The organism is Methylophilus sp. DMC16, assembly GCF_056314045.1.
Map to the genome: position 1 here is coordinate 182,416 of NZ_JBQUZC010000001.1, position 18,157 is coordinate 200,572.

Here is an 18,157-nt window from a genome sequence, read left to right on the forward strand (position 1 = left end):
CACTAGAATCAACGCATCAATAGAGGAGATTTTTGATGACATTATGGGAAAAAATGAAAGCCAGTCCTGTACTGGGTGGTAAGGAAGGCGTGATCGGCCTGGCTGCGCTGGCCGCCCTGATCTTCGTCGTGTTGCCACTGGGGGTAGATATTTTCCGCCTGAACCTGATTGGTAAATACCTGACCTACGCCTTTGTCGCCGTCGGCCTGGTGATGTTATGGGGGCATGGCGGTATTTTGAGTCTGGGCCAGGGCATCTTCTTCGGTCTGGGGGGCTATGCGATGGCGATGTTCCTCAAGCTGGAAGCGTCCGATCCAGAAACCACTAAAATCCAGTCTACGCCAGGCATTCCTGACTTTATGGACTGGAACCAGCTCACGGCCTTGCCATGGTTCTGGGAGCCGTTCAAAAGCCTACCCTTCACGCTGATTGCCGTACTCACCGTGCCAGCCATCTTTGCCTACATCATCGGTTATGCCATGTTCAAGCGTCGTGTGGGTGGGGTGTATTTCTCCATCATCACGCAAGCGATTGCGCTGATCCTGAGTATCCTGATTGTTGGTCAGCAAGGCTATACCGGTGGTGTGAACGGCATGACAGACCTGCGTACCATGTTGGGCTGGGATATTCGCACCGATTCTGCGAAATATATCCTGTACTACGTGAATGGTTTGTTGCTGTTCGGGGCGATCTTCCTGTCCAAATACATCATGAGCAGCAAGTTCGGTATGTTGTTGCTAGCCATGCGCGACAAAGAAGAGCGGGTGCGTTTCTCTGGTTACGACGTTTCCAACTTTAAAATCTTTATCTTCTGCCTGGCGGCGATGATGTCTGCCGTTGGTGGTGCAATGTTTACCTTGCAAGTGGGCTTTATGTCACCGTCCTTTGTCGGCATTGTGCCTTCGATTGAAATGGTGATTTTCTGTGCCGTGGGTGGGCGTGCCTCGCTGATTGGCGCCGTATATGGCACCTTGCTGGTTAACTACGGTAAAACCGTGTTTTCAGAAACCTATCCAGAGTTGTGGTTGTTCCTCATGGGTGGCCTGTTTATCTCTGTGGTGATGTTCTTCCCGAATGGCCTGGCTGGTATCTGGGACAACCTGGCGACCAAATATGGCTGGTTCAAAGACAAGGCTGACGCAAAAAAGCCTGAGGTAAGTACTTCTGAGGTAGAAGCACAAGCAGTACTTACCGAATCTTCAACCACGGGCGCCGTAACCTCTACCGAAGCGGGCGTCAAGAAAACATCACGTAAGAAAGCGGCGGCCAGCACTGATCAGCCGTCCGCGATCGAAAGCAACAAAATGAGAGGAGCAGAAGCATGAGTAATACCGACTTCGTCTTGGCAGTAGAAGACCTGACCGTCTCCTTCGATGGCTTTAAAGCGGTGGATAGCCTCACCATGTATATCGACAAAAACGAACTGCGAGTACTGGTGGGGCCTAACGGCGCCGGCAAAACCACGGTGCTGGACCTGATTTGCGGTAAAACCAAATCCACAGCCGGTTCAATCAAGTTTAAAAACACTGAGTTAACCAAGCTGTCAGAGCACGAAATTGTACGTTCCGGCGTCGGCCGTAAGTTTCAGAACCCGTCCATTTATGAAAACCTCACGGTTTACCAAAACCTGGAAGTGTCTTACCCCAAAGGCCGCGGCGTGTTTGGCAGCCTGACCTTCAAACGGACACAAGAGGTGGAAGACCGTGTACGCAAAGTGGCGGCAGACATCATGTTGACCGAGTTTCTTGAGATGGAGTCTGCCTTGCTCAGTCACGGCCAGAAACAATGGCTGGAAATCGGCATGTTGCTCATGCAAGAGCCTGAGCTGTTGATGCTGGATGAACCTGTGGCAGGCATGAGCGCCAAGGAGCGCGACCAGACCGCCGATTTGCTCAACCGCATCTGCCAGAACCGCTCGGTGATTGTGATCGAGCACGATATGGAGTTTGTGAAGAAAATTGCGCACAAGGTGACAGTACTGCATCAGGGCAAAATCCTCGCCGAAGGGCCGATGGAGAAAGTCCAGGCAGACGAAAAAGTCATCGAAGTGTATTTAGGACATTAATTGGATTAGGCCATTCAAGGAGCACAGCATGTTTGAAATTGAAAATTTGCAGGTGAGTTATGGCCAAAGTCAGGTCATTCATGGCCTGAATTTCAAAGCCAACAAAAACGAAACACTGGCCATCATGGGCCGCAACGGCATGGGCAAAACCACGCTGTTCAAATCGCTGATGGGCATTTTGCCAAGCAAGGCCAGCAAAGCCACCGTTGATGGGGTCGATCTGCAAGGCTCAGCTACCCATGAACGTGTCATGAAAGGTCTGGCCTATGTGCCACAAGGCCGCTGGATTTTTCCTAATATGACCGTGCAAGAAAACATCGAAACCGGTCTCGAGAAGTCAGCTTCAGGCGAGATCCCGGATGATATTTTCGCGTTGTTCCCGGTGTTGCATGAAATGCGTAAACGCAAGGGCGGTAACCTGTCTGGTGGTCAGCAGCAGCAATTGGCGATTGCCCGCGCGCTGGTGACCAATCCAAAAGTATTATTACTGGATGAGCCGACCGAAGGGATTCAACCGTCCATCATCAAGGACATCGCCAAGGTCCTCAACGAAATCCGCAAAATGCGTGAAATCACCATCATCGTCTCCGAGCAGGTTTTGAGCTTCACCATGGAAGTGGCAGACCGCATTATCGTCATTGATAAAGGCCGCTTTATCCATGAAGATACCCGCGACAACGTGGATGCAGCTAAGGTAAAAAGTTATTTGTCTGTATAAGTGCTTTTTTAGCCACAGAGGACACGGCGTCCACAGAGCAAAACGAATTTGCAGTTCCTCTGTACGCACTGTGTCCTCTGTGGCAAGCATTAAAAAGTAATATTCCTGATTTGTCTGTGGCATGATGCCGTTATGGATGATTTAAAGCATACGCCACCATCGCTAGCGCAAACGATCGCAACAAAACACTGGCAAGCCCGATTAGAGCTTGGCTTTGCCAAGCGTGAAGCACGTTCTTACCTGGCACACCGCTTACATAAAGGCCCGTTGGTGGTGCAAAAAAGCCTGCATCCTGAAGGCGAAGCTGTCTGTCATGCAGTCATTGTGCATCCGCCTGGCGGGGTCGCAGGGGGCGATGCGCTGCATTTGCAAGTGCACGTGGGGGAGGGCGCAAACGCCTTGCTGACCACCCCCGGCGCTGGCAAGTGGTATAAGGCCAACGGCACGATCGCTACACAAACGTTGCATTTTCAGCTGGCGTCCGGCAGTGGCCTCGAGTGGCTGCCGCAAGAAAATATCCTGTTTGATGCCGCTGAAGTTGGTTTTAATGCCGAGATTGAGCTGGCGGGCGATGCCACCCTTGCGACGTGGGACATCGTCTGTTTGGGCCGTCAGGCGCAGCAGGAGGTCTGGCAGACCGGCGCCTATCAGCTCAATCAGCGCATCCGTCGCGATGGCCGCTTGATCTGGAATGAACGTGCCTGCATGCACGCCAACGACCGCTTAAAAAGCAGTCCTGTTGGCCTGGCTGGGTCGGTGGTGTTCGGTACTTTTCTGGTGTGTGCCGGGGCCGTGCCCGCAGAGGTGCTGCAAGCTTGTCGCGAGATTACTTTGCCTGATGCCAATACTGGCGTGACCGCCTTGCCAGAGGTGTTATGTGTCCGTTATGTTGGCCAGGCTTCACAGCAGGCCAGGCAGTATTTTGAGCAGTGCTGGCAGTTACTGCGGCCATGGTATTATCAAAAAGACGCAGTCAGACCGCGGATTTGGAATACATAAGCTGCGTGCACAAAAATATAGTCAGAGAACAATCCTATGGAATTAACTCCCAGAGAAAAAGACAAGTTATTGATATTTACCGCGGCCTTGCTGGCTGAACGGCGCAAGGCGCGCGGCTTGAAACTGAATTATCCTGAGGCGGTGGCCTTTATTTCCGCCGCCATTATGGAAGGTGCGCGTGACGGTAAAACCGTGGCCGAGCTGATGAGCTATGGCACCACGCTGTTATCACGGGATGAGGTGATGGAAGGTGTGCCGGAAATGATCCCGGATATACAAATCGAAGCCACCTTCCCAGACGGTACCAAGCTGGTGACGGTGCATCATCCGATTCCCTAATAGATACAAAAAATTAAACCGCCGATAAACGCCGATGCACGCCGATAAAATCAATATCATCTTTGGCCAGCACTGGTTTTGGAGTGGTGGATTTATGTAAACACTCTGTCGAAACCGGATGCACAAAATATCGGCGTTTATCTGCGTGTATCGGCGGTAAAAAAAAGGTATTAAGAATGCATATTAAAAACGAGGAAAGCATATGATTCCCGGCGAAATGCAGGTCGCAGCAGGCGACATCGAATTAAATGTTGGGCGTGAAACGGTCACGCTGGATGTGGCGAATACCGGTGACCGGCCGATTCAGGTCGGGTCGCATTACCATTTTTATGAGACCAACGATGCCTTGTCGTTTGATCGTGCGCTGGCCTATGGCTATCGCCTGAATATTGCGGCGGGCACTGCGGTGCGGTTTGAGCCGGGACAGACCCGTACCGTGCAATTGGTCAAACTGGCGGGTGCGCGCAACGTGTATGGCTTTGCTGGCCGCGTAATGGGCGCCTTAAAGTAGGGAGTAGCAATGACAGTGAAAATGGATAAACGCGCATACGCGGAAATGTTTGGCCCCACCGTGGGGGACAAGGTCAGGCTGGCCGACACCGAGCTGTGGGTAGAAGTCGAACAGGATTTCACCATTTATGGTGAAGAGGTGAAGTTTGGTGGCGGCAAAGTCATCCGTGACGGCATGGGCCAAGGCCAGGGGCTGGCCGCCGAAGTGGCAGATACCGTCATCACCAACGCTTTGATTATCGACCACTGGGGCATCGTCAAGGCCGACATCGGCATCAAGGGCGGTTATATTTCTGCCATCGGCAAAGCTGGTAACCCGGATATCCAGCCCGGCGTGACCATTGCCATAGGCGCGGGCACCGAAGTGATTGCTGGCGAAGGCATGATCATCACGGCCGGCGGCATTGATACCCATATCCACTTTATTTGCCCGCAACAAATTGAAGAAGCCCTGATGTCTGGCGTCACCACCATGATAGGCGGCGGCACCGGGCCTGCGACCGGCACCTTTGCGACTACCTGTACGCCCGGCCCCTGGCACATTCACCGTATGTTGCAGTCAGCCGATGCTTTCCCCATGAATCTGGGCTTTTTGGGCAAGGGCAATGCCAGCCTGCCTGAACCGCTTAGAGAGCAAGTGCGCGCCGGGGTCATCGGCCTTAAGCTGCATGAAGACTGGGGCACCACGCCCGCGGCCATTGATAACTGCCTGAGTGTGGCGGATGAAATGGATATCCAGGTTGCCATCCACTCAGATACCCTGAATGAGTCTGGCTTTGTCGAGACCACCATAGGTGCGTTCAAGGGCCGCACCATCCATACCTTCCATACCGAAGGTGCGGGCGGCGGTCACGCACCAGATATTATCAAGGCGGCCAGCCAGCCCAATGTGCTGCCATCCTCTACTAACCCGACGCGGCCATTTACCGTTAACACCATAGACGAGCATCTGGATATGCTTATGGTGTGCCACCACTTGGACCCGGCGATTGCCGAGGATATTGCCTTTGCCGAAAGCCGTATTCGGCGTGAGACCATCGCCGCCGAAGATATTTTTCATGACCTGGGCGCATTTTCCATGATGTCATCCGACTCCCAAGCCATGGGCCGTGTCGGTGAAGTGATTATCCGCACCTGGCAAACCGCGCACAAAATGAAAATCCAGCGCGGGCCATTGGCTGAGGATGCGGCGGGCAACGACAACTTCCGCGTCAAACGCTATATCGCCAAATACACCATTAACCCGGCGCTGACACATGGTATCAGTCATGTGGTCGGCTCGGTCGAGGTCGGCAAACTGGCTGATCTGGTGGTGTGGAAACCCGCCTTCTTTGGCGTGAAGCCATTTACGATTATTAAAGGCGGTATGATTGCGGCCGCGGCCATGGGCGACCCGAATGCGTCTATCCCGACGCCTCAGCCCGTGCATTACCGCCCTATGTTTGGTGCCTATGGCGGCGGTCTCAAAACCGCCCTGACCTTTGTCTCGCAAGCCGCGCTCGAAAATCCTGAAATTAAGGCCCTTGGTTTGCAAAAGCCATTGGTAGCGGTCAAAGGCACGCGCGACGTTAAAAAGTCAGACATGGTGCATAACACCTGGATGCCCAAGATAGACGTGGACCCGGAAACCTATGAAGTGCTGGCGGACGGGATGCCGCTGGTGTGTGAACCGGCAGAGGTGCTGCCGATGGCACAACGCTATTTCCTGTTCTAGTTTCAGGTGAATATAGAACAAGGCACTTTAACCGCCGATGAACGCAGGTGCACGCCGATAAAAGCTAAAAAATCATTCGGGCTTTGAAGTAACATCGGCGTTTATCTGCGTTCATCGGCGGATAAGCAAGAATGACTTTTTTGCTGATTTGCGGCAACGATAAAGTATTTAAACATGATCCATTTAACCGAACGCATCGCCCTCAGTGGGCATATTGACGACACGCTGGAGCTGCCGTTTGACCAGCGCCAGAAAAGCCGTTTGCGCGTGACCTTGGCTTCTGGCCGTGAGGCGGCGCTGTTTTTAAGTCGCGGGATTATTCTGCGTGGCGGCGACCTGATCCAGTCTGAAGACGGCAGTGTGGTGGTGCAGATCGTGGCGGCGCAGGAGCCGGTGTATAACGTCATTGCACCGACGCCGCGCGACTTGATGCGCGCCGCCTATCATCTGGGAAACCGCCATGTGCCACTGCAAATTGGCGATGGCTGGCTACGGCTGGAGCAAGATTACGTGTTGCGAGACATGCTGCTTGGCTTAGGCATGCAAGTGAGTGAAGTCCAGGCGCCGTTTGAGCCGGAGGCCGGGGCCTATGGCGGCGGTCACCGGCATGGGCATGATGAGGATAGTTTGCAAGCGTTGCGCCCACGCGTGAAAAGCGGGCAGGGCAGCGAATGAGTGTCAGCCCGTTAAACGCGAGCCTGGCCCTCAGCCGCTTGCTGCAGCTGGCCAGCCCGCTGCTGCCTGTGGGGGCTTATTGTTACTCGCAAGGGCTGGAGTGGGCGATTGAATCCGGCCAGGTCAAAGATGTGCCGAGCGCACAAGCCTGGATAGGCGATAGCTTGCAGGTGTATCAGGCGCGTTTCGAGTTGCCGGTGCTCTACCGCTTGTATCAAGCCTGGCAAGCCGATGACCTGGCGCAAGTGCAGGCGTGGGATGATTTTTACCAGGCGGGCCGCGATACCGCCGAAGGCTATGCTGAAACCCGGCAAATGGGCTATTCACTGCGTCGCCTGCTGTCCGAGCTTAAAGACACGCCACCTGCGTTGGTGGCAAAACTCAACACCCTGACGAGCCCGGCATTCCCCACCATGTATGCCTCCATCGCCCAACACTGGCAGATTGCGCCAGAGCACATGCTGCATGGCTACGCCTGGGGCTGGTGTGAAAATCAGGCCAGCGCCGCCATGAAAACCGTGCCGCTGGGCCAAGTGGCCGGGCAGACCATTTTACTGGCGCTGGGCGAACAGCTGCCGCAAGTGGTCGCCAGCGCCATGGCCCTGCCCGATGAAGAGATGAGTAACTTTAATCCATTGCTGAGTATCGCGGGCTGTTTGCACGAGACCCAGTACAGCCGTTTGTTCAGGTCATAACCTGTTTGTTAAAGAGCGTTTAACCCATGATGAAAATACATACCCAATTTGATAGCCCCATGCCTGAAGTCACCGAGTTCAAAGAGCCGCTGCGCGTGGGCATTGGTGGCCCGGTGGGCTCCGGCAAAACCGCGCTGACCCTGGCGCTGTGCCAGCGTTTGCGCGAGGTATATAACATTGCCGTGGTCACCAACGATATTTACACCAAAGAAGATGCCGAATTTTTAACCCGCAACGAAGCGCTGGTGCCAGAACGCATCATTGGCGTCGAAACCGGTGGCTGCCCGCATACCGCCATCCGTGAAGATGCCTCCATGAACCTCGAAGCGGTGATGCAACTTAGCAAACGTTTTCAGACGCTGGATATCGTGTTTGTGGAAAGTGGTGGCGATAACCTGGCCGCGACATTTAGTCCCGAATTGTCTGATTTGACTATTTATGTGATCGATGTCGCCGCCGGTGAAAAAATCCCGCGCAAAGGTGGCCCCGGCATTACCAAGTCTGACCTGCTGGTGATCAACAAGATAGACCTGGCGCCTATGGTGGGCGCCTCGCTGGAAGTGATGGATCGCGACGCCAAGAAGATGCGTGGCGAAAAGCCGTTTATTTTTAGCAATTTGAAGACGGGGCAGGGGTTGGAAGAAATTGTCAGGTTCATCGAAAAACAAGGCCTGATGCTTTAATCAAGCAAATGCTATGCGTCCGTGGCGGTGTTGCGCGGGCTTGCCGTACTAGTTTGTACTGTCTGCGCCCGCACGCCTTGCCACAAACGCATATCATTCGCTTGAACACTTGAAGGTAGTTCATCTTGAATTGGGTTGAAATACCAAATGCAGACTAAAGTGGTTTAGACCACAAGTATCCCGAAATTAAAACGGAGAAGATTCAATGAAAAAAAGTATTCTTTTATTTTTAGGTGCGCTCGCAGCTTCAACCAGCGCCGTTGCCCATCCCGGCCACGGCCTGGAGTCTGGCCTTGCCGCTGGCTTTATGCATCCATTCAGTGGCTGGGATCATCTGCTGGTGATGTTCGCGCTGGGGATCTGGGCCGCACGCCGTCCAGCCGCGCAAGGTTGGCAGTTGCCTGTGCTGTTTGTGACTGTGATGGCCGTCTCAGCGTCATTCGCCATGGCTTGGGTGCCGGTCTCCTTGGCTGAAACTCTGGTGGCGGCCAGCGTTGTGGGCATGGGCTTGTTACTGGTGAGTAATTTAACAGTGAACCGCGCTGTGCAAATTGGCGTTGTCAGCATCGCTGCCGCGGCACATGGCTATTTGCACGGCATGGAAATCGGCAATCAATGGTCTGGCTTGGCAGGCATGGTGCTGGCAACGGCTGTGCTGCATGCCCTGGGGTGGGAGTTGGGCCGCCAGACCAATCCGCAACTGCAAAAAGCCACGCAATTACTCGGCGGCTTGATGCTGGGCTTGGGCGCGGTGTGGATGTTGGCTTAAAACAGGTTGATTACGCGCTAATATCTGCAAGCGCACGAATAAAGTCGTCGTCAAATTGATTTAGCGCTTCCATCAGCCTATCCCCTCTGTTAGGTTTGATGGGGTGTATCACCAGATCACCATTGTCTGCACGGCTTATTTCAACTTGTTGAACATCTAATTGGAAAGCTCGTGGAATGTGCACGGCCTGGCTATTCCCATTATTAAAAACACGCGTTTTTAAGGTTTGCATAAACGTTCCCCTCGTTAATTTAACTGTGTACAAGAGATTGTATGTATTTTAAAAGCGGGTGGAGATAATGCAACCTCTGGTTGTAAGAGACTAGTCTAGGTTTTTTGTCGCCGCTGAATCTCCTGCCCGAGATGAAAATCTGCAAAGTAATTGAAGTAACATAGCGCATCCATAAAATACATGCATTGTGATGACACCCACCCCAGCGCCCGACGACACTCTCGCTCAACTCAAGGCAGGCAAACTTCAAGGGGCTAAACAGCTCAAATTAAGTGCGCAGTTAACGCAGTTCCCTGCTGAGATTTTTGACGTAGCCGATAGCCTGGAAATCCTGGACTTGTCCGGCAATGCGCTCACTGACTTGCCTAGTGATTTAAGCAGCCTGAAAAAACTGCGCATTCTGTTTTGCTCAAACAACCAGTTTACGCACCTGCCAGAGGTGTTGGGGCAATGCGAAAACCTAAGCATGATTGGTTTTAAAGCCAACCAGATCAAACACATCCCGGAAGCCGCCATCCCCACCCACACCTTACGCTGGTTTATCGTCACCGATAACGCATTAAGTAGGGTGCCACATGCCTTGGGCGAGTGCAGCAAGCTGCAAAAACTCATGCTGGCAGGTAACCAGCTCAGCAGTTTGCCCGCCAGCCTGGCAAATTGCCAAGCTTTAGAGCTATTGCGGATCTCTGCTAACCAGTTTGAGACCTTGCCCGAATTTTTATTCGACCTACCCAAACTCACCTGGCTCGCCTATGCCGGCAACCCCTTTTGCAACGCCATCGAGCAAACGTTAATCAGCCAACATCCCATGCAGCACATCAACTGGCAAACCCTCACGCTGCAACAAGTCTTAGGTGAAGGCGCCTCTGGCGTTACCTACCAGGCGTTAATGCAAAATAAAAACGTGCAGGAGTCCGTAGCAGTCAAGCTCTTCAAGAGTGGCCTCACCAGCGACGGCCTGCCACGCTGTGAAATGCACGCCAATATGCTGGCTGGCGAGCACCCCAATTTAGTCGGCGTCAAAGGCGTAATACACAATCACCCGCAAGGCGTTGATGGCTTGGTCATGCCGCTACTCGACGCCCATTTAAAAGTGCTGGCAAAGCCCCCCAGCTATGAAAGCTGCACACGCGATGTCTATGCGGATGACTTAACACTCACGCCACAACAAGCCGAATTTATTTTAAGCGGGATCACGCAAGCCGCAGAGCATCTACATGCCCATGGCCTTATGCATGGCGATTTATATGCGCATAATATTTTGTGTGGGGATGAAAAAGTGGTGCTAAGCGATTTGGGTGGCGCCTCATTTTTACCGCTGCATAACCCAGAGCTCAAGCAAAAAATACTTAAACTGGAGGCCAGGGCATTAGCAGTGTTGGCTGAAGAATTGGCAGCGGTTGTGAGTGGCCGCGGTGAACTAAACACTTGTTTAGCAAACTAAACTACATTAATATCCGGTCCTGACGGGTAATTCCTGTTACGTGCCTTAGGTGTTTCCTTCCATCGGCTGGCGATAAACCTAGGGGTAAGAGCGTAATAGGGGCCGTTTTTTGAGATTATTAGCTAAGTGGATTGGGAGTGCCCGGTCGTCGCTTATGCCCTCGGTGAGATCATCGGGGGCTCGCTATATTGAACTGCTAATTAGTAACTTTCTAGCAAATAACTTAAGAAACTTATTGTCAAACCGATAATCTTAATTGCAGATAATGGTTTTTTACCTGTATAGTTCGGTTTGTTCCTTTGCCTAAGGCTTTGGTACTTGGCAGCGCCTCAGTCGCCATAAGACTGGGGCATTTTCATATCTAGCGCTTTGATTTTCTTGTCTCGAGTAAAACGCTTGTTTGCTTCAGTCTCGTCAAATAATCTAAATCTGTAATGGCGTATGCTGTTAAAAACTCAAATGGCTTTCCGTTTTTAGCGGGGTCATTTAGTACAACGAGATAGTTTTCTTCATTGACCAAAAAAGTACGTCTTTTCAACGTCTTGCCACGGTCACTTTGTCTACTCGATCCATACCTGAAAATAGTGCCCGCAGTTGCACCTAAAACTTGTTCAATCCATAGCATACGTTTTGCACGCTCTATTGAAAAATGCTCATGGTCTAAACCTTGCCTATAGCTTTGCGTGTCAGTAAAAGCATGATCAAAACGAAAGCTTGAGAACTTTATATGAGCCCCTGTCCAGTCTGTCCATATTCTCGGTTGCCCACCTGCATCATTTACATAGTGTGACAAATAGACCTCCCGATACTTAGCTACTAAAGCATCGCCTTCAAGCCCTTCAAATTCAAGAAAAGGCCACAATGGTTGGTAAACCAAAACTAGCTCCCAATCCACTGAAAGATATTAAATTTTGGCTCGGTCTTTGCGGTTGAAAACCTCAAATTTGCTTTTCCTAAGCCTTCAGCTAATTGCTGGCAGAATTGTAATTTTGCTTGGCTAGCATCTCGCTTATTCCACTGATAGCCAACGGCACCAATCAACAAATCCACCAATTGCGTCAATGGTTGCTCTTGAGAGTCGACTGGCTCAAGGCACTCAATGCGCGCGCGCCCACTTAACTTTCTCTTAAGCATTTCTCTTAAATTGGCAAAACAGCTTCTATCCGAGTTTTGCTGCCAATCTAAATACAGGTAATAGGCCTCTTGGGGCTCTAGCCAATGCACAAGTAGTTGATAATAGAGTTTATAGAACCCAAGCTCCTTATCCCCCTCATTAAACCTGTCGTGGTCTAGCGTTGTTCTATCAATCACAATGCATCTAAAACTTAAATCTTGGCTATTGAGAAAGTAATCAATCAATTCTAAATAAAATGCCAATTTATTAGGTGAAACCTTGCTCCAACCAAATTCGCCTTGGGTTGAATATTTTTTTTTCAGAAGATGAATATCGTGAATAATTTCACGCTTTTTTTCTCGCGGACAACACAAAGCACCAATCACCGCATATCGATCAGCTTTATCTGATGTGTGTCTACTTTCGTCACAATAGACGTTAAAAACACTTTGTTGCGCTGGTTCCATAAAACGCTCCTAAGCTACCGCCTGCGCCACCAAAGCATCGGCAATAGCTTGTTTTTGCTGATTGGCTTGTTGAATGTGGGTTTTGAGTTGGTCACATAGCTCAATGAGTGCATCAAGCTTGGCCACGATGCGCTGCTGTTCGGCTAATGGGGGAAGTGGAAATGAATACAATGTCACACTATTTGCAGATAAGTTTGGTTGAGCTGAGCCATTATCAAACCTATAAACCTGCGACTTTCCAAAAGGACTAATCAAATATTTATAAATGTAATAAGCCAGCTTTTTACTATGCGGCCTAATAATCACAAGTGAGGATGCTATTGCTCCAGTAGTATATGGTTTTACAAACGCTGTTTTTCCAAATGTTGCTCCCCTTAAACAATAAACCAAGTCATTTTCTTCAATTTTCCCACTTCTCAGTTCATCATATTTGTTCTGTGTAATGTAGTTCATTTCCGAAGTGGTTAATGTTCCATCTGGCTCAATGTGTCCTGTATTTATCCAAGGCACACCATTTTCTACATACTCTGATTGATTAGGGTAATTTTTACTTCTATCTCCATTAATTAACGATATTAATTCACCAAACCTTACCCATTCCCACCCCTTCGGCAATTCAAACGGTTTTTCATTCTCACTAATCGGCGCAAGTGGTTTTTCTTTTTTGAGTTTGCCTTCTGCGATCAGTTTGGTTTTTTCGGCTTCGATGGGTTTGAGTAGTTCGCTTGCGGGTTCGTCGTTAGGGTCTTGCGGGACGAGTTTGCCCATGACGGCGAGTTGTAGCAGGGTTTGTTTGAGGGCATCTATGCTGGCTTCGGTGGTAAAGAGCACATCAAAATGCGCGTAGATGCGTTGCCAGTTGGCGTTAAACTCTGCGGCGTTTTGGCTTTGTGTGAGAGTGGCGAGTAGTTGGCTCACCAAGGTTTCATGCGCTTCTTGTGCGTTGCTGTGTTGTTGCTCTAATTGGTCGCATAACTCCATCAGTTCATCGACTTTGGCGACGATACGCTGTTGTTCTGCTAGGGGCGGAATGGCAATTACCAATTGATAAGCCTCATTTCTATTCAAACCTGGTTTAATTCCCTTCCCTAACTCGTCTAAACCAAGTGTATGAAAAAGCTTAAAAACAAATGTCATATCTAGTTCTATTGGAGGAATGCAATAGTAAGCAACATCCGTGACACAGCAGCCATCCGACAAACTTAAATTTAGCGCTCCAGCTGAGCCTTTTCTGCCAATAACAATACATTTCGAGCTAACAAAACATTCGTTATGAGTACCAACGATACCGTTTGAACCATAAACAGGATATTCGCCAGTATTTGTTCTTTTTGGCTCAGGTAAGTTATCACCATACTCAAACGTAAATAAATCTCCTACCCGTAACCAACCCCAGCCTACTGGTAATTCAAATAGTTTTTCTTCCTCACCAATCGGTGCAAGCGGTTTTTCTTTTTTGAGTTTGCCTTCTGCTATTAATTTGGCTTTTTCAGCTTGTATGTGTTTGAGCAGTTCACTAGCGGGTTCGTCATTGTGATCTTGCGGCACCAATTTGCCACGCACAGCTAACTCTAAAATCAACTCACGTAGTTTTTTTACGCCATACACGCTGCCAGCATTGCCACTGGCTCTGCCACGGCCTGATTTTTTCTCTGTATATGCCGCTGTCCAAATATCCATATGCTCGGTGAGCAGGTTTGCAATATTGGTCATGCTTAGTTGCCTTGTGTGCTTGAGGCCAAGGCTTCGCCCAAGATATTTTTAAGCTGGTTGCGCAAGCCCGCAATGTCATGTTGCATGGAGTGGTATTGCGCTAACAGCACTTCAGGGTCATGCGTGATTTGTTCGCCCACATGCGGGTTTTTGCAATCGAGGTTGTAATTGCGCGCTTGAAGTTCGGCCAGGCTGACTTTCCAAGCTTGTTCGTTTTCTTGTCTGGCGCTAAAGCCGTCACTCTCACTGCCCCACCAATTGGCGAGCGTTTCAAACTCCTCTACCTTCATGGGTTTGGTTTTGTTGTAGGCTTTGACACCTGCGGGCAATGGTTGCTCATAAAACCAGATATGTTGTGTGGGCGTACCTTTGGTAAAAAACAGCAGGTTGGTTTTAATGCTGGTGTAAGGCGCAAACACGCTGTTGGGCAGGCGTACAATGGTGTGCAGGTTGCAGTCTTGCAGCAGCTTTTCTTTGATGCGGGTTTTAATGCCTTCGCCAAACAAAAAGCCATCGGGCAACACCAGTGCGGCACGGCCACCTGTTTTGAGCAGTTGCATAATCAGCACTAAAAACAAATCGGCGGTTTCGCGGGTTCTAAACGTGGCGGGGAAGTTGGTTTCAATGCCGTCTTCTTCCATGCCGCCAAACGGTGGGTTGGTGATGACCACATCCACACGGTCTTTTGGCTCCCAGCTAATGAGTGGGCGCGCTAAGGTGTTGTCGTGGCGGATATTGCTGGGTACCTCAATGCCATGCAGAATCATATTAGTGGTGCATAACATATGTGGTAATGGCTTTTTTTCTATGCCATGGATGCTGGCTTGCAGCTTGGATTCATCTTCTACGGTTTTCACATCTTGCTTGCGCACATGCTCGATCGTGCAGCTTAAAAAGCCACCAGTGCCACAGGCAGGGTCCATTACCTTTTCACCCAAGCGCGGATTAGCCATGCGCACCATAAACTCGGTAACGGCACGCGGCGTATAAAACTCGCCTGCATTGCCTGCGGCTTGTAAATCGCGCAGCAGTTGCTCATACATGTCACCAAACAAATGGCGCTCTTGCGCTTTGTTGAAGTCTACGCCTTCTTGAATTTTGTTAATGACCTGGCGCAGTAACTGGCCGGACTTCATGTAGTTGTAGGCGTCTTCAAACACCGAGCGAATGACGTAGGCGCGTTGGTCGTTGCCTTTGGCTTGCAAGTTTTGTAAGGCAGGGAATAAGTCGTTATCAATAAATGATTTAAGCGCATCGCCTGTCATGCCTTCGGCATTCGCCGCCCAATTGCGCCAGCGGTATGGCTCTGGTAAGGGTGATTGATAGTTGTCTTGTAACAACTCCCAGGCTTGTTCGCGGTCATCGAAAATCTTGAGGAATAATAGCCATACTAACTGGCCTAAACGTTGTGCGTCGCCATCAACGCCCACGTCTTTGCGCATAATGTCTTGGATGGATTTAATAGTGCTGGAAATGCTCATGGTTTGTTTTTCTTATGCGTACAGTTGTTGCTCTAACTCTTTTATTGCTTGTAAATAAGCAGGTTTGCCACCAAAAGCTTTGATAAGTTCAAGCTCGCTTCCCATGCTTTTAAATGGGTCTATGCTGAGGATTTTAATATCCTCAATGTTCTCGACGCCAGTATCAGCGTATTTATCCAGCAGTGCTTCTAGTACTTGCTTGGCTTGCAGGCCATATTTAGCAAAGTAATTGCGTTTTTTCACCTGCTCAGCGCGTTCTTTACGAGTGAGGGGTGGTTGGTCAAAGGCGACGTGGCAAACCAGATCAAATGGATCAAAGTCTTTGCCGACTTCTTCAGCCAATGCATCTAGCAAAATACCGTGAGATTCAAACTCTTGTATGAGGGCCGCTTTGCGCTCGGCGCTGGTCCAAGTTTTTAAAAAGTCGTCCAAGCTTTGGTAATCTTTTTGCACCTTGTTGCGCGTGTAATCACGTATCGACTCAGTGATTAACTTACCTTCAGGGCCGTAATATTGCACACGCTGAGCGACGACATGCACGGCAACATCGCCCACCACGTATTTAACCCTGCCAGTTTTTTCTTCCTCACCGTCTATCGTCACGTCTGGCTTTTCTCCAGGCGGTAATGCTGGGTCTTCAATGTCATCAGGCGGCACAGGTGATTGGCCGCCATCAGGCTCAAATATCACGACCGGCTCGCCATCAAAGTTTTTATCTGCAAATAGCTCGGTGGCTTTTTTAAAGTCCATGATGGTAAACCAATATTTACCGTAATCCTCATTAATACGAGTGCCACGGCCAATAATCTGCTTGAACTCGGTCATGGATTTGATGTGCTGGTCTAACACCACTAATTTGCAAGTTTGTGCATCCACGCCAGTGGTCATTAGTTTGGAGGTGGTCGCGATGACGGGGTAACGCTCTTCTGGATTGATAAAGTTATCCAGCTCGGCTTTACCTTCGTTTTCGTCACCTGTGATGCGCATCACGTATTTACGGTTTTCTTTGATACGCTCAGGGTTTAAATTGACCAGGGCCTGACGCATCCGTTCGGCATGGTCTATGTCATCACAGAATACGATGGTTTTGGCGTAAGGGTCTGTTTCACGCAGAAACTCTGTGATTTTTTGTGCGACCAGTTGTGTCCGCTTTTCCAGCACCAGCGTTTTGTCCATATCTGACTGATTATAGATGCGGTCTTCAATCACTTGGCCTTTTTTGTCTACCTGGCCTGCTGTAGGGCGCCAACCCTGGATATCTTTATCAATGTCTATACGCACAACTTTGTAAGGCGCCAGAAAACCATCTTCTATGCCCTGCTTAAGTGTGTAGCTGTAAACGGGCTCGCCAAAATAGGTGATGCTGGAAATATCTTTGGTTTCTTTAGGGGTGGCTGTCAGGCCAACATGGGTGGCATTGCCAAAATACTCGAGTACTTCACGCCAGGCGGAATCCTCAGCGGCACTACCACGATGGCATTCATCCACGACAATTAAATCAAAAAAGTCAGGGCTGAATTGCTTGTAGATGTTTTTGTCTTCTTCGTTGCCTGTGACTGCTTGATACAGCGACAAATAGATTTCGTAGCTTTTATCAATCTGCCGCTTGCTGATTTTGGTCATCGCCGCGCCAAATGGCTTAAAGTCATTGTTCTTGGTTTGGTCGACCAAAATATTGCGGTCAGCCAAAAATAGTATTCGTTTCTTTGCGCCAGATTTCCACAAGCGCCAGATAATCTGAAATGCGGTGTAGGTTTTGCCAGTGCCGGTAGCCATGACAAGCAACACGCGCTGTTGACCTCTGGCTACGGCAGCAATGGTGTTGTTAATAGCGTTGGCTTGATAGTAGCGAGGTGTGCGACCACTACCATCATCGTAGTAAGGCATTTCGATGGTGGATTTTGCCTGTTCACTCTCGATACCTTTCCATTGGCAATAACGCTGCCAAAGATTCTGCGGGGATGGGAAGTTATCTGGTGATAGTGATTGTTCAATGGTTTCAGTGTGGCCTGTTCTATCATGCATCACAAAACCTTCGCCATTGCTGCTAAAAGCAAATGGAATGTCCAGTATCTCGGCATAGTTGAGCGCTTGCTGCATTCCAGCGCCTATACTGTGGCTGTTATCCTTGGCTTCGATGATAGCAATAGGAATATTGCTTTTGTAGTAGAGGATGTAATCCGCACGCTTGCGCTCACCTCGGCTGTGCAATTTCCCGCGCACAATGATGCGACCATTGGTAAAACTGACTTCTTCGCGGACTTGGGTTTGAATATCCCAGCCGGCTTGTTGAATAGCAGGGGTGATGAATTTGGTACAAATGTCGCGCTCAGACAGCTTTTGACTCACCTTATCCCCCTTGCTTGATTTTTTTGCATCTTAGCAAAATTAAAGGTGATTGAGGGCTAATGCATGGGGTTTCATGCCTTAGTGTAAAGCGACCGGGCAGTTTTAATGGATGGTGACGCAGGCATCTGTGGGTTTGCATTTTGATTCCTACGTCAATTAACGTAGTGATTGCATGAGCGAACTCTCCTAG

At 49.9% G+C, this 18,157-nt stretch carries 18 protein-coding genes; 12 read left to right on the forward strand and 6 right to left on the reverse strand.

Annotated elements, in window-relative coordinates:
- The first annotated feature begins 35 nt into the window (after positions 1–35).
- The 11 genes from urtC (at position 36) to ACT53D_RS00930 (ending at position 9,167) form a co-directional block, all read left to right on the forward strand.
- Positions 36–1,325, forward strand: a complete 1,290-nt coding sequence (urtC, locus tag ACT53D_RS00880) for an urea ABC transporter permease subunit UrtC (RefSeq protein ID WP_194748368.1) — start codon at positions 36–38, stop codon at positions 1,323–1,325.
- The gene (gene urtD, locus ACT53D_RS00885) at positions 1,322–2,065 is read left to right on the forward strand and encodes an urea ABC transporter ATP-binding protein UrtD (RefSeq protein ID WP_194748367.1); all 744 of its coding nucleotides are present in this window, start codon (positions 1,322–1,324) and stop codon (positions 2,063–2,065) included. The genes urtC and urtD overlap by 4 nt, the downstream gene beginning before the upstream one ends.
- 28 nt (positions 2,066–2,093) lie before the next feature.
- Complete coding sequence (urtE, locus tag ACT53D_RS00890; protein ID WP_194748366.1) at positions 2,094–2,783, forward strand: urea ABC transporter ATP-binding subunit UrtE; 690 nt, start codon at positions 2,094–2,096, stop codon at positions 2,781–2,783.
- Positions 2,784–2,915: 132 nt separating this feature from the next.
- Positions 2,916–3,782 carry an urease accessory protein UreD gene (locus ACT53D_RS00895; RefSeq protein WP_476154041.1) on the forward strand — a complete coding sequence of 289 codons (867 nt, stop codon included), beginning with the start codon at positions 2,916–2,918 and terminating at the stop codon, positions 3,780–3,782.
- A 36-nt stretch (positions 3,783–3,818) separates the two neighbouring features.
- Positions 3,819–4,121, forward strand: a complete 303-nt coding sequence (ureA, locus tag ACT53D_RS00900; RefSeq protein WP_194748364.1) for an urease subunit gamma — start codon at positions 3,819–3,821, stop codon at positions 4,119–4,121.
- A 202-nt stretch (positions 4,122–4,323) separates the two neighbouring features.
- Complete coding sequence (locus ACT53D_RS00905) at positions 4,324–4,632, forward strand: urease subunit beta (protein ID WP_476154043.1); 309 nt, start codon at positions 4,324–4,326, stop codon at positions 4,630–4,632.
- Between the two features lie 9 nt (positions 4,633–4,641).
- On the forward strand, positions 4,642–6,345 hold the full coding sequence (ureC, locus tag ACT53D_RS00910) for an urease subunit alpha (RefSeq protein ID WP_476154045.1): 1,704 nt from the start codon (positions 4,642–4,644) through the stop codon (positions 6,343–6,345).
- A gap of 174 nt (positions 6,346–6,519) precedes the next feature.
- Positions 6,520–7,020: an urease accessory protein UreE gene (ureE, locus tag ACT53D_RS00915; protein ID WP_338654960.1), complete on the forward strand. Its 501-nt coding sequence runs from the start codon at positions 6,520–6,522 to the stop codon at positions 7,018–7,020.
- Positions 7,017–7,715, forward strand: a complete 699-nt coding sequence (locus tag ACT53D_RS00920) for an urease accessory protein UreF (RefSeq protein WP_476154047.1) — start codon at positions 7,017–7,019, stop codon at positions 7,713–7,715. The genes ureE and ACT53D_RS00920 overlap by 4 nt, the downstream gene beginning before the upstream one ends.
- A 29-nt stretch (positions 7,716–7,744) precedes the next feature.
- Positions 7,745–8,398, forward strand: a complete 654-nt coding sequence (gene ureG, locus ACT53D_RS00925; protein ID WP_194748484.1) for an urease accessory protein UreG — start codon at positions 7,745–7,747, stop codon at positions 8,396–8,398.
- Between the two features lie 205 nt (positions 8,399–8,603).
- Entirely contained in the window at positions 8,604–9,167 is a 564-nt protein-coding gene (locus ACT53D_RS00930) for a HupE/UreJ family protein (protein WP_476154049.1), read from the forward strand.
- Positions 9,168–9,177: 10 nt separating this feature from the next.
- On the opposite strand, the gene ACT53D_RS00935 is transcribed toward ACT53D_RS00930, so the two are convergent.
- Positions 9,178–9,399, reverse strand: a complete 222-nt coding sequence (locus ACT53D_RS00935; protein ID WP_275356071.1) for an antitoxin — start codon at positions 9,397–9,399, stop codon at positions 9,178–9,180.
- A 190-nt stretch (positions 9,400–9,589) separates the two neighbouring features.
- Between ACT53D_RS00935 and ACT53D_RS00940 the strand changes: the two genes are divergently transcribed.
- The gene (locus tag ACT53D_RS00940) at positions 9,590–10,843 is read left to right on the forward strand and encodes a leucine-rich repeat-containing protein kinase family protein (protein WP_476154051.1); all 1,254 of its coding nucleotides are present in this window, start codon (positions 9,590–9,592) and stop codon (positions 10,841–10,843) included.
- A 361-nt stretch (positions 10,844–11,204) separates the two neighbouring features.
- Here ACT53D_RS00940 and ACT53D_RS00945 read toward each other — a convergent pair whose 3' ends face one another.
- Genes ACT53D_RS00945 through hsdR form a run of 5 tightly spaced genes read right to left on the reverse strand, consistent with a single transcriptional unit; the run spans position 11,205 to position 17,967 of the window.
- Positions 11,205–11,720 carry a hypothetical protein gene (locus ACT53D_RS00945; RefSeq protein WP_476154053.1) on the reverse strand — a complete coding sequence of 172 codons (516 nt, stop codon included), beginning with the start codon at positions 11,718–11,720 and terminating at the stop codon, positions 11,205–11,207.
- A 2-nt stretch (positions 11,721–11,722) separates the two neighbouring features.
- The gene (locus ACT53D_RS00950; protein ID WP_476154055.1) at positions 11,723–12,424 is read right to left on the reverse strand and encodes a DUF3800 domain-containing protein; all 702 of its coding nucleotides are present in this window, start codon (positions 12,422–12,424) and stop codon (positions 11,723–11,725) included.
- A 9-nt stretch (positions 12,425–12,433) separates the two neighbouring features.
- A complete protein-coding gene (locus ACT53D_RS00955; RefSeq protein ID WP_476154057.1) occupies positions 12,434–14,137 on the reverse strand; it encodes a restriction endonuclease subunit S in 1,704 nt (567 codons plus the stop codon).
- A gap of 2 nt (positions 14,138–14,139) precedes the next feature.
- On the reverse strand, positions 14,140–15,618 hold the full coding sequence (locus ACT53D_RS00960) for a type I restriction-modification system subunit M (protein ID WP_476154059.1): 1,479 nt from the start codon (positions 15,616–15,618) through the stop codon (positions 14,140–14,142).
- A gap of 12 nt (positions 15,619–15,630) precedes the next feature.
- Positions 15,631–17,967 carry an EcoAI/FtnUII family type I restriction enzme subunit R gene (hsdR, locus tag ACT53D_RS00965; protein WP_476154061.1) on the reverse strand — a complete coding sequence of 779 codons (2,337 nt, stop codon included), beginning with the start codon at positions 17,965–17,967 and terminating at the stop codon, positions 15,631–15,633.
- Between the last annotated feature and the right edge of the window lie 190 nt (positions 17,968–18,157).

Excerpts from the sequence above, each read along its gene's own strand:
- urtC (WP_194748368.1), top strand. The coding sequence starts at position 36 with ATGACATTATGGGAAAAAATGAAAGCCAGTCCTGTACTGGGTGGTAAG.
- urtD (WP_194748367.1), top strand. The coding sequence starts at position 1,322 with ATGAGTAATACCGACTTCGTCTTGGCAGTAGAAGACCTGACCGTCTCC.
- urtE (WP_194748366.1), top strand. The coding sequence starts at position 2,094 with ATGTTTGAAATTGAAAATTTGCAGGTGAGTTATGGCCAAAGTCAGGTC.
- ACT53D_RS00895 (WP_476154041.1), top strand. The coding sequence starts at position 2,916 with ATGGATGATTTAAAGCATACGCCACCATCGCTAGCGCAAACGATCGCA.
- ureA (WP_194748364.1), top strand. The coding sequence starts at position 3,819 with ATGGAATTAACTCCCAGAGAAAAAGACAAGTTATTGATATTTACCGCG.
- ACT53D_RS00905 (WP_476154043.1), top strand. The coding sequence starts at position 4,324 with ATGATTCCCGGCGAAATGCAGGTCGCAGCAGGCGACATCGAATTAAAT.
- ureC (WP_476154045.1), top strand. The coding sequence starts at position 4,642 with ATGACAGTGAAAATGGATAAACGCGCATACGCGGAAATGTTTGGCCCC.
- ureE (WP_338654960.1), top strand. The coding sequence starts at position 6,520 with ATGATCCATTTAACCGAACGCATCGCCCTCAGTGGGCATATTGACGAC.
- ACT53D_RS00920 (WP_476154047.1), top strand. The coding sequence starts at position 7,017 with ATGAGTGTCAGCCCGTTAAACGCGAGCCTGGCCCTCAGCCGCTTGCTG.
- ureG (WP_194748484.1), top strand. The coding sequence starts at position 7,745 with ATGAAAATACATACCCAATTTGATAGCCCCATGCCTGAAGTCACCGAG.
- ACT53D_RS00930 (WP_476154049.1), top strand. The coding sequence starts at position 8,604 with ATGAAAAAAAGTATTCTTTTATTTTTAGGTGCGCTCGCAGCTTCAACC.
- ACT53D_RS00935 (WP_275356071.1), bottom strand. The coding sequence starts at position 9,399 with ATGCAAACCTTAAAAACGCGTGTTTTTAATAATGGGAATAGCCAGGCC.
- ACT53D_RS00940 (WP_476154051.1), top strand. The coding sequence starts at position 9,590 with ATGACACCCACCCCAGCGCCCGACGACACTCTCGCTCAACTCAAGGCA.
- ACT53D_RS00950 (WP_476154055.1), bottom strand. The coding sequence starts at position 12,424 with ATGGAACCAGCGCAACAAAGTGTTTTTAACGTCTATTGTGACGAAAGT.
- ACT53D_RS00955 (WP_476154057.1), bottom strand. The coding sequence starts at position 14,137 with ATGACCAATATTGCAAACCTGCTCACCGAGCATATGGATATTTGGACA.
- ACT53D_RS00960 (WP_476154059.1), bottom strand. The coding sequence starts at position 15,618 with ATGAGCATTTCCAGCACTATTAAATCCATCCAAGACATTATGCGCAAA.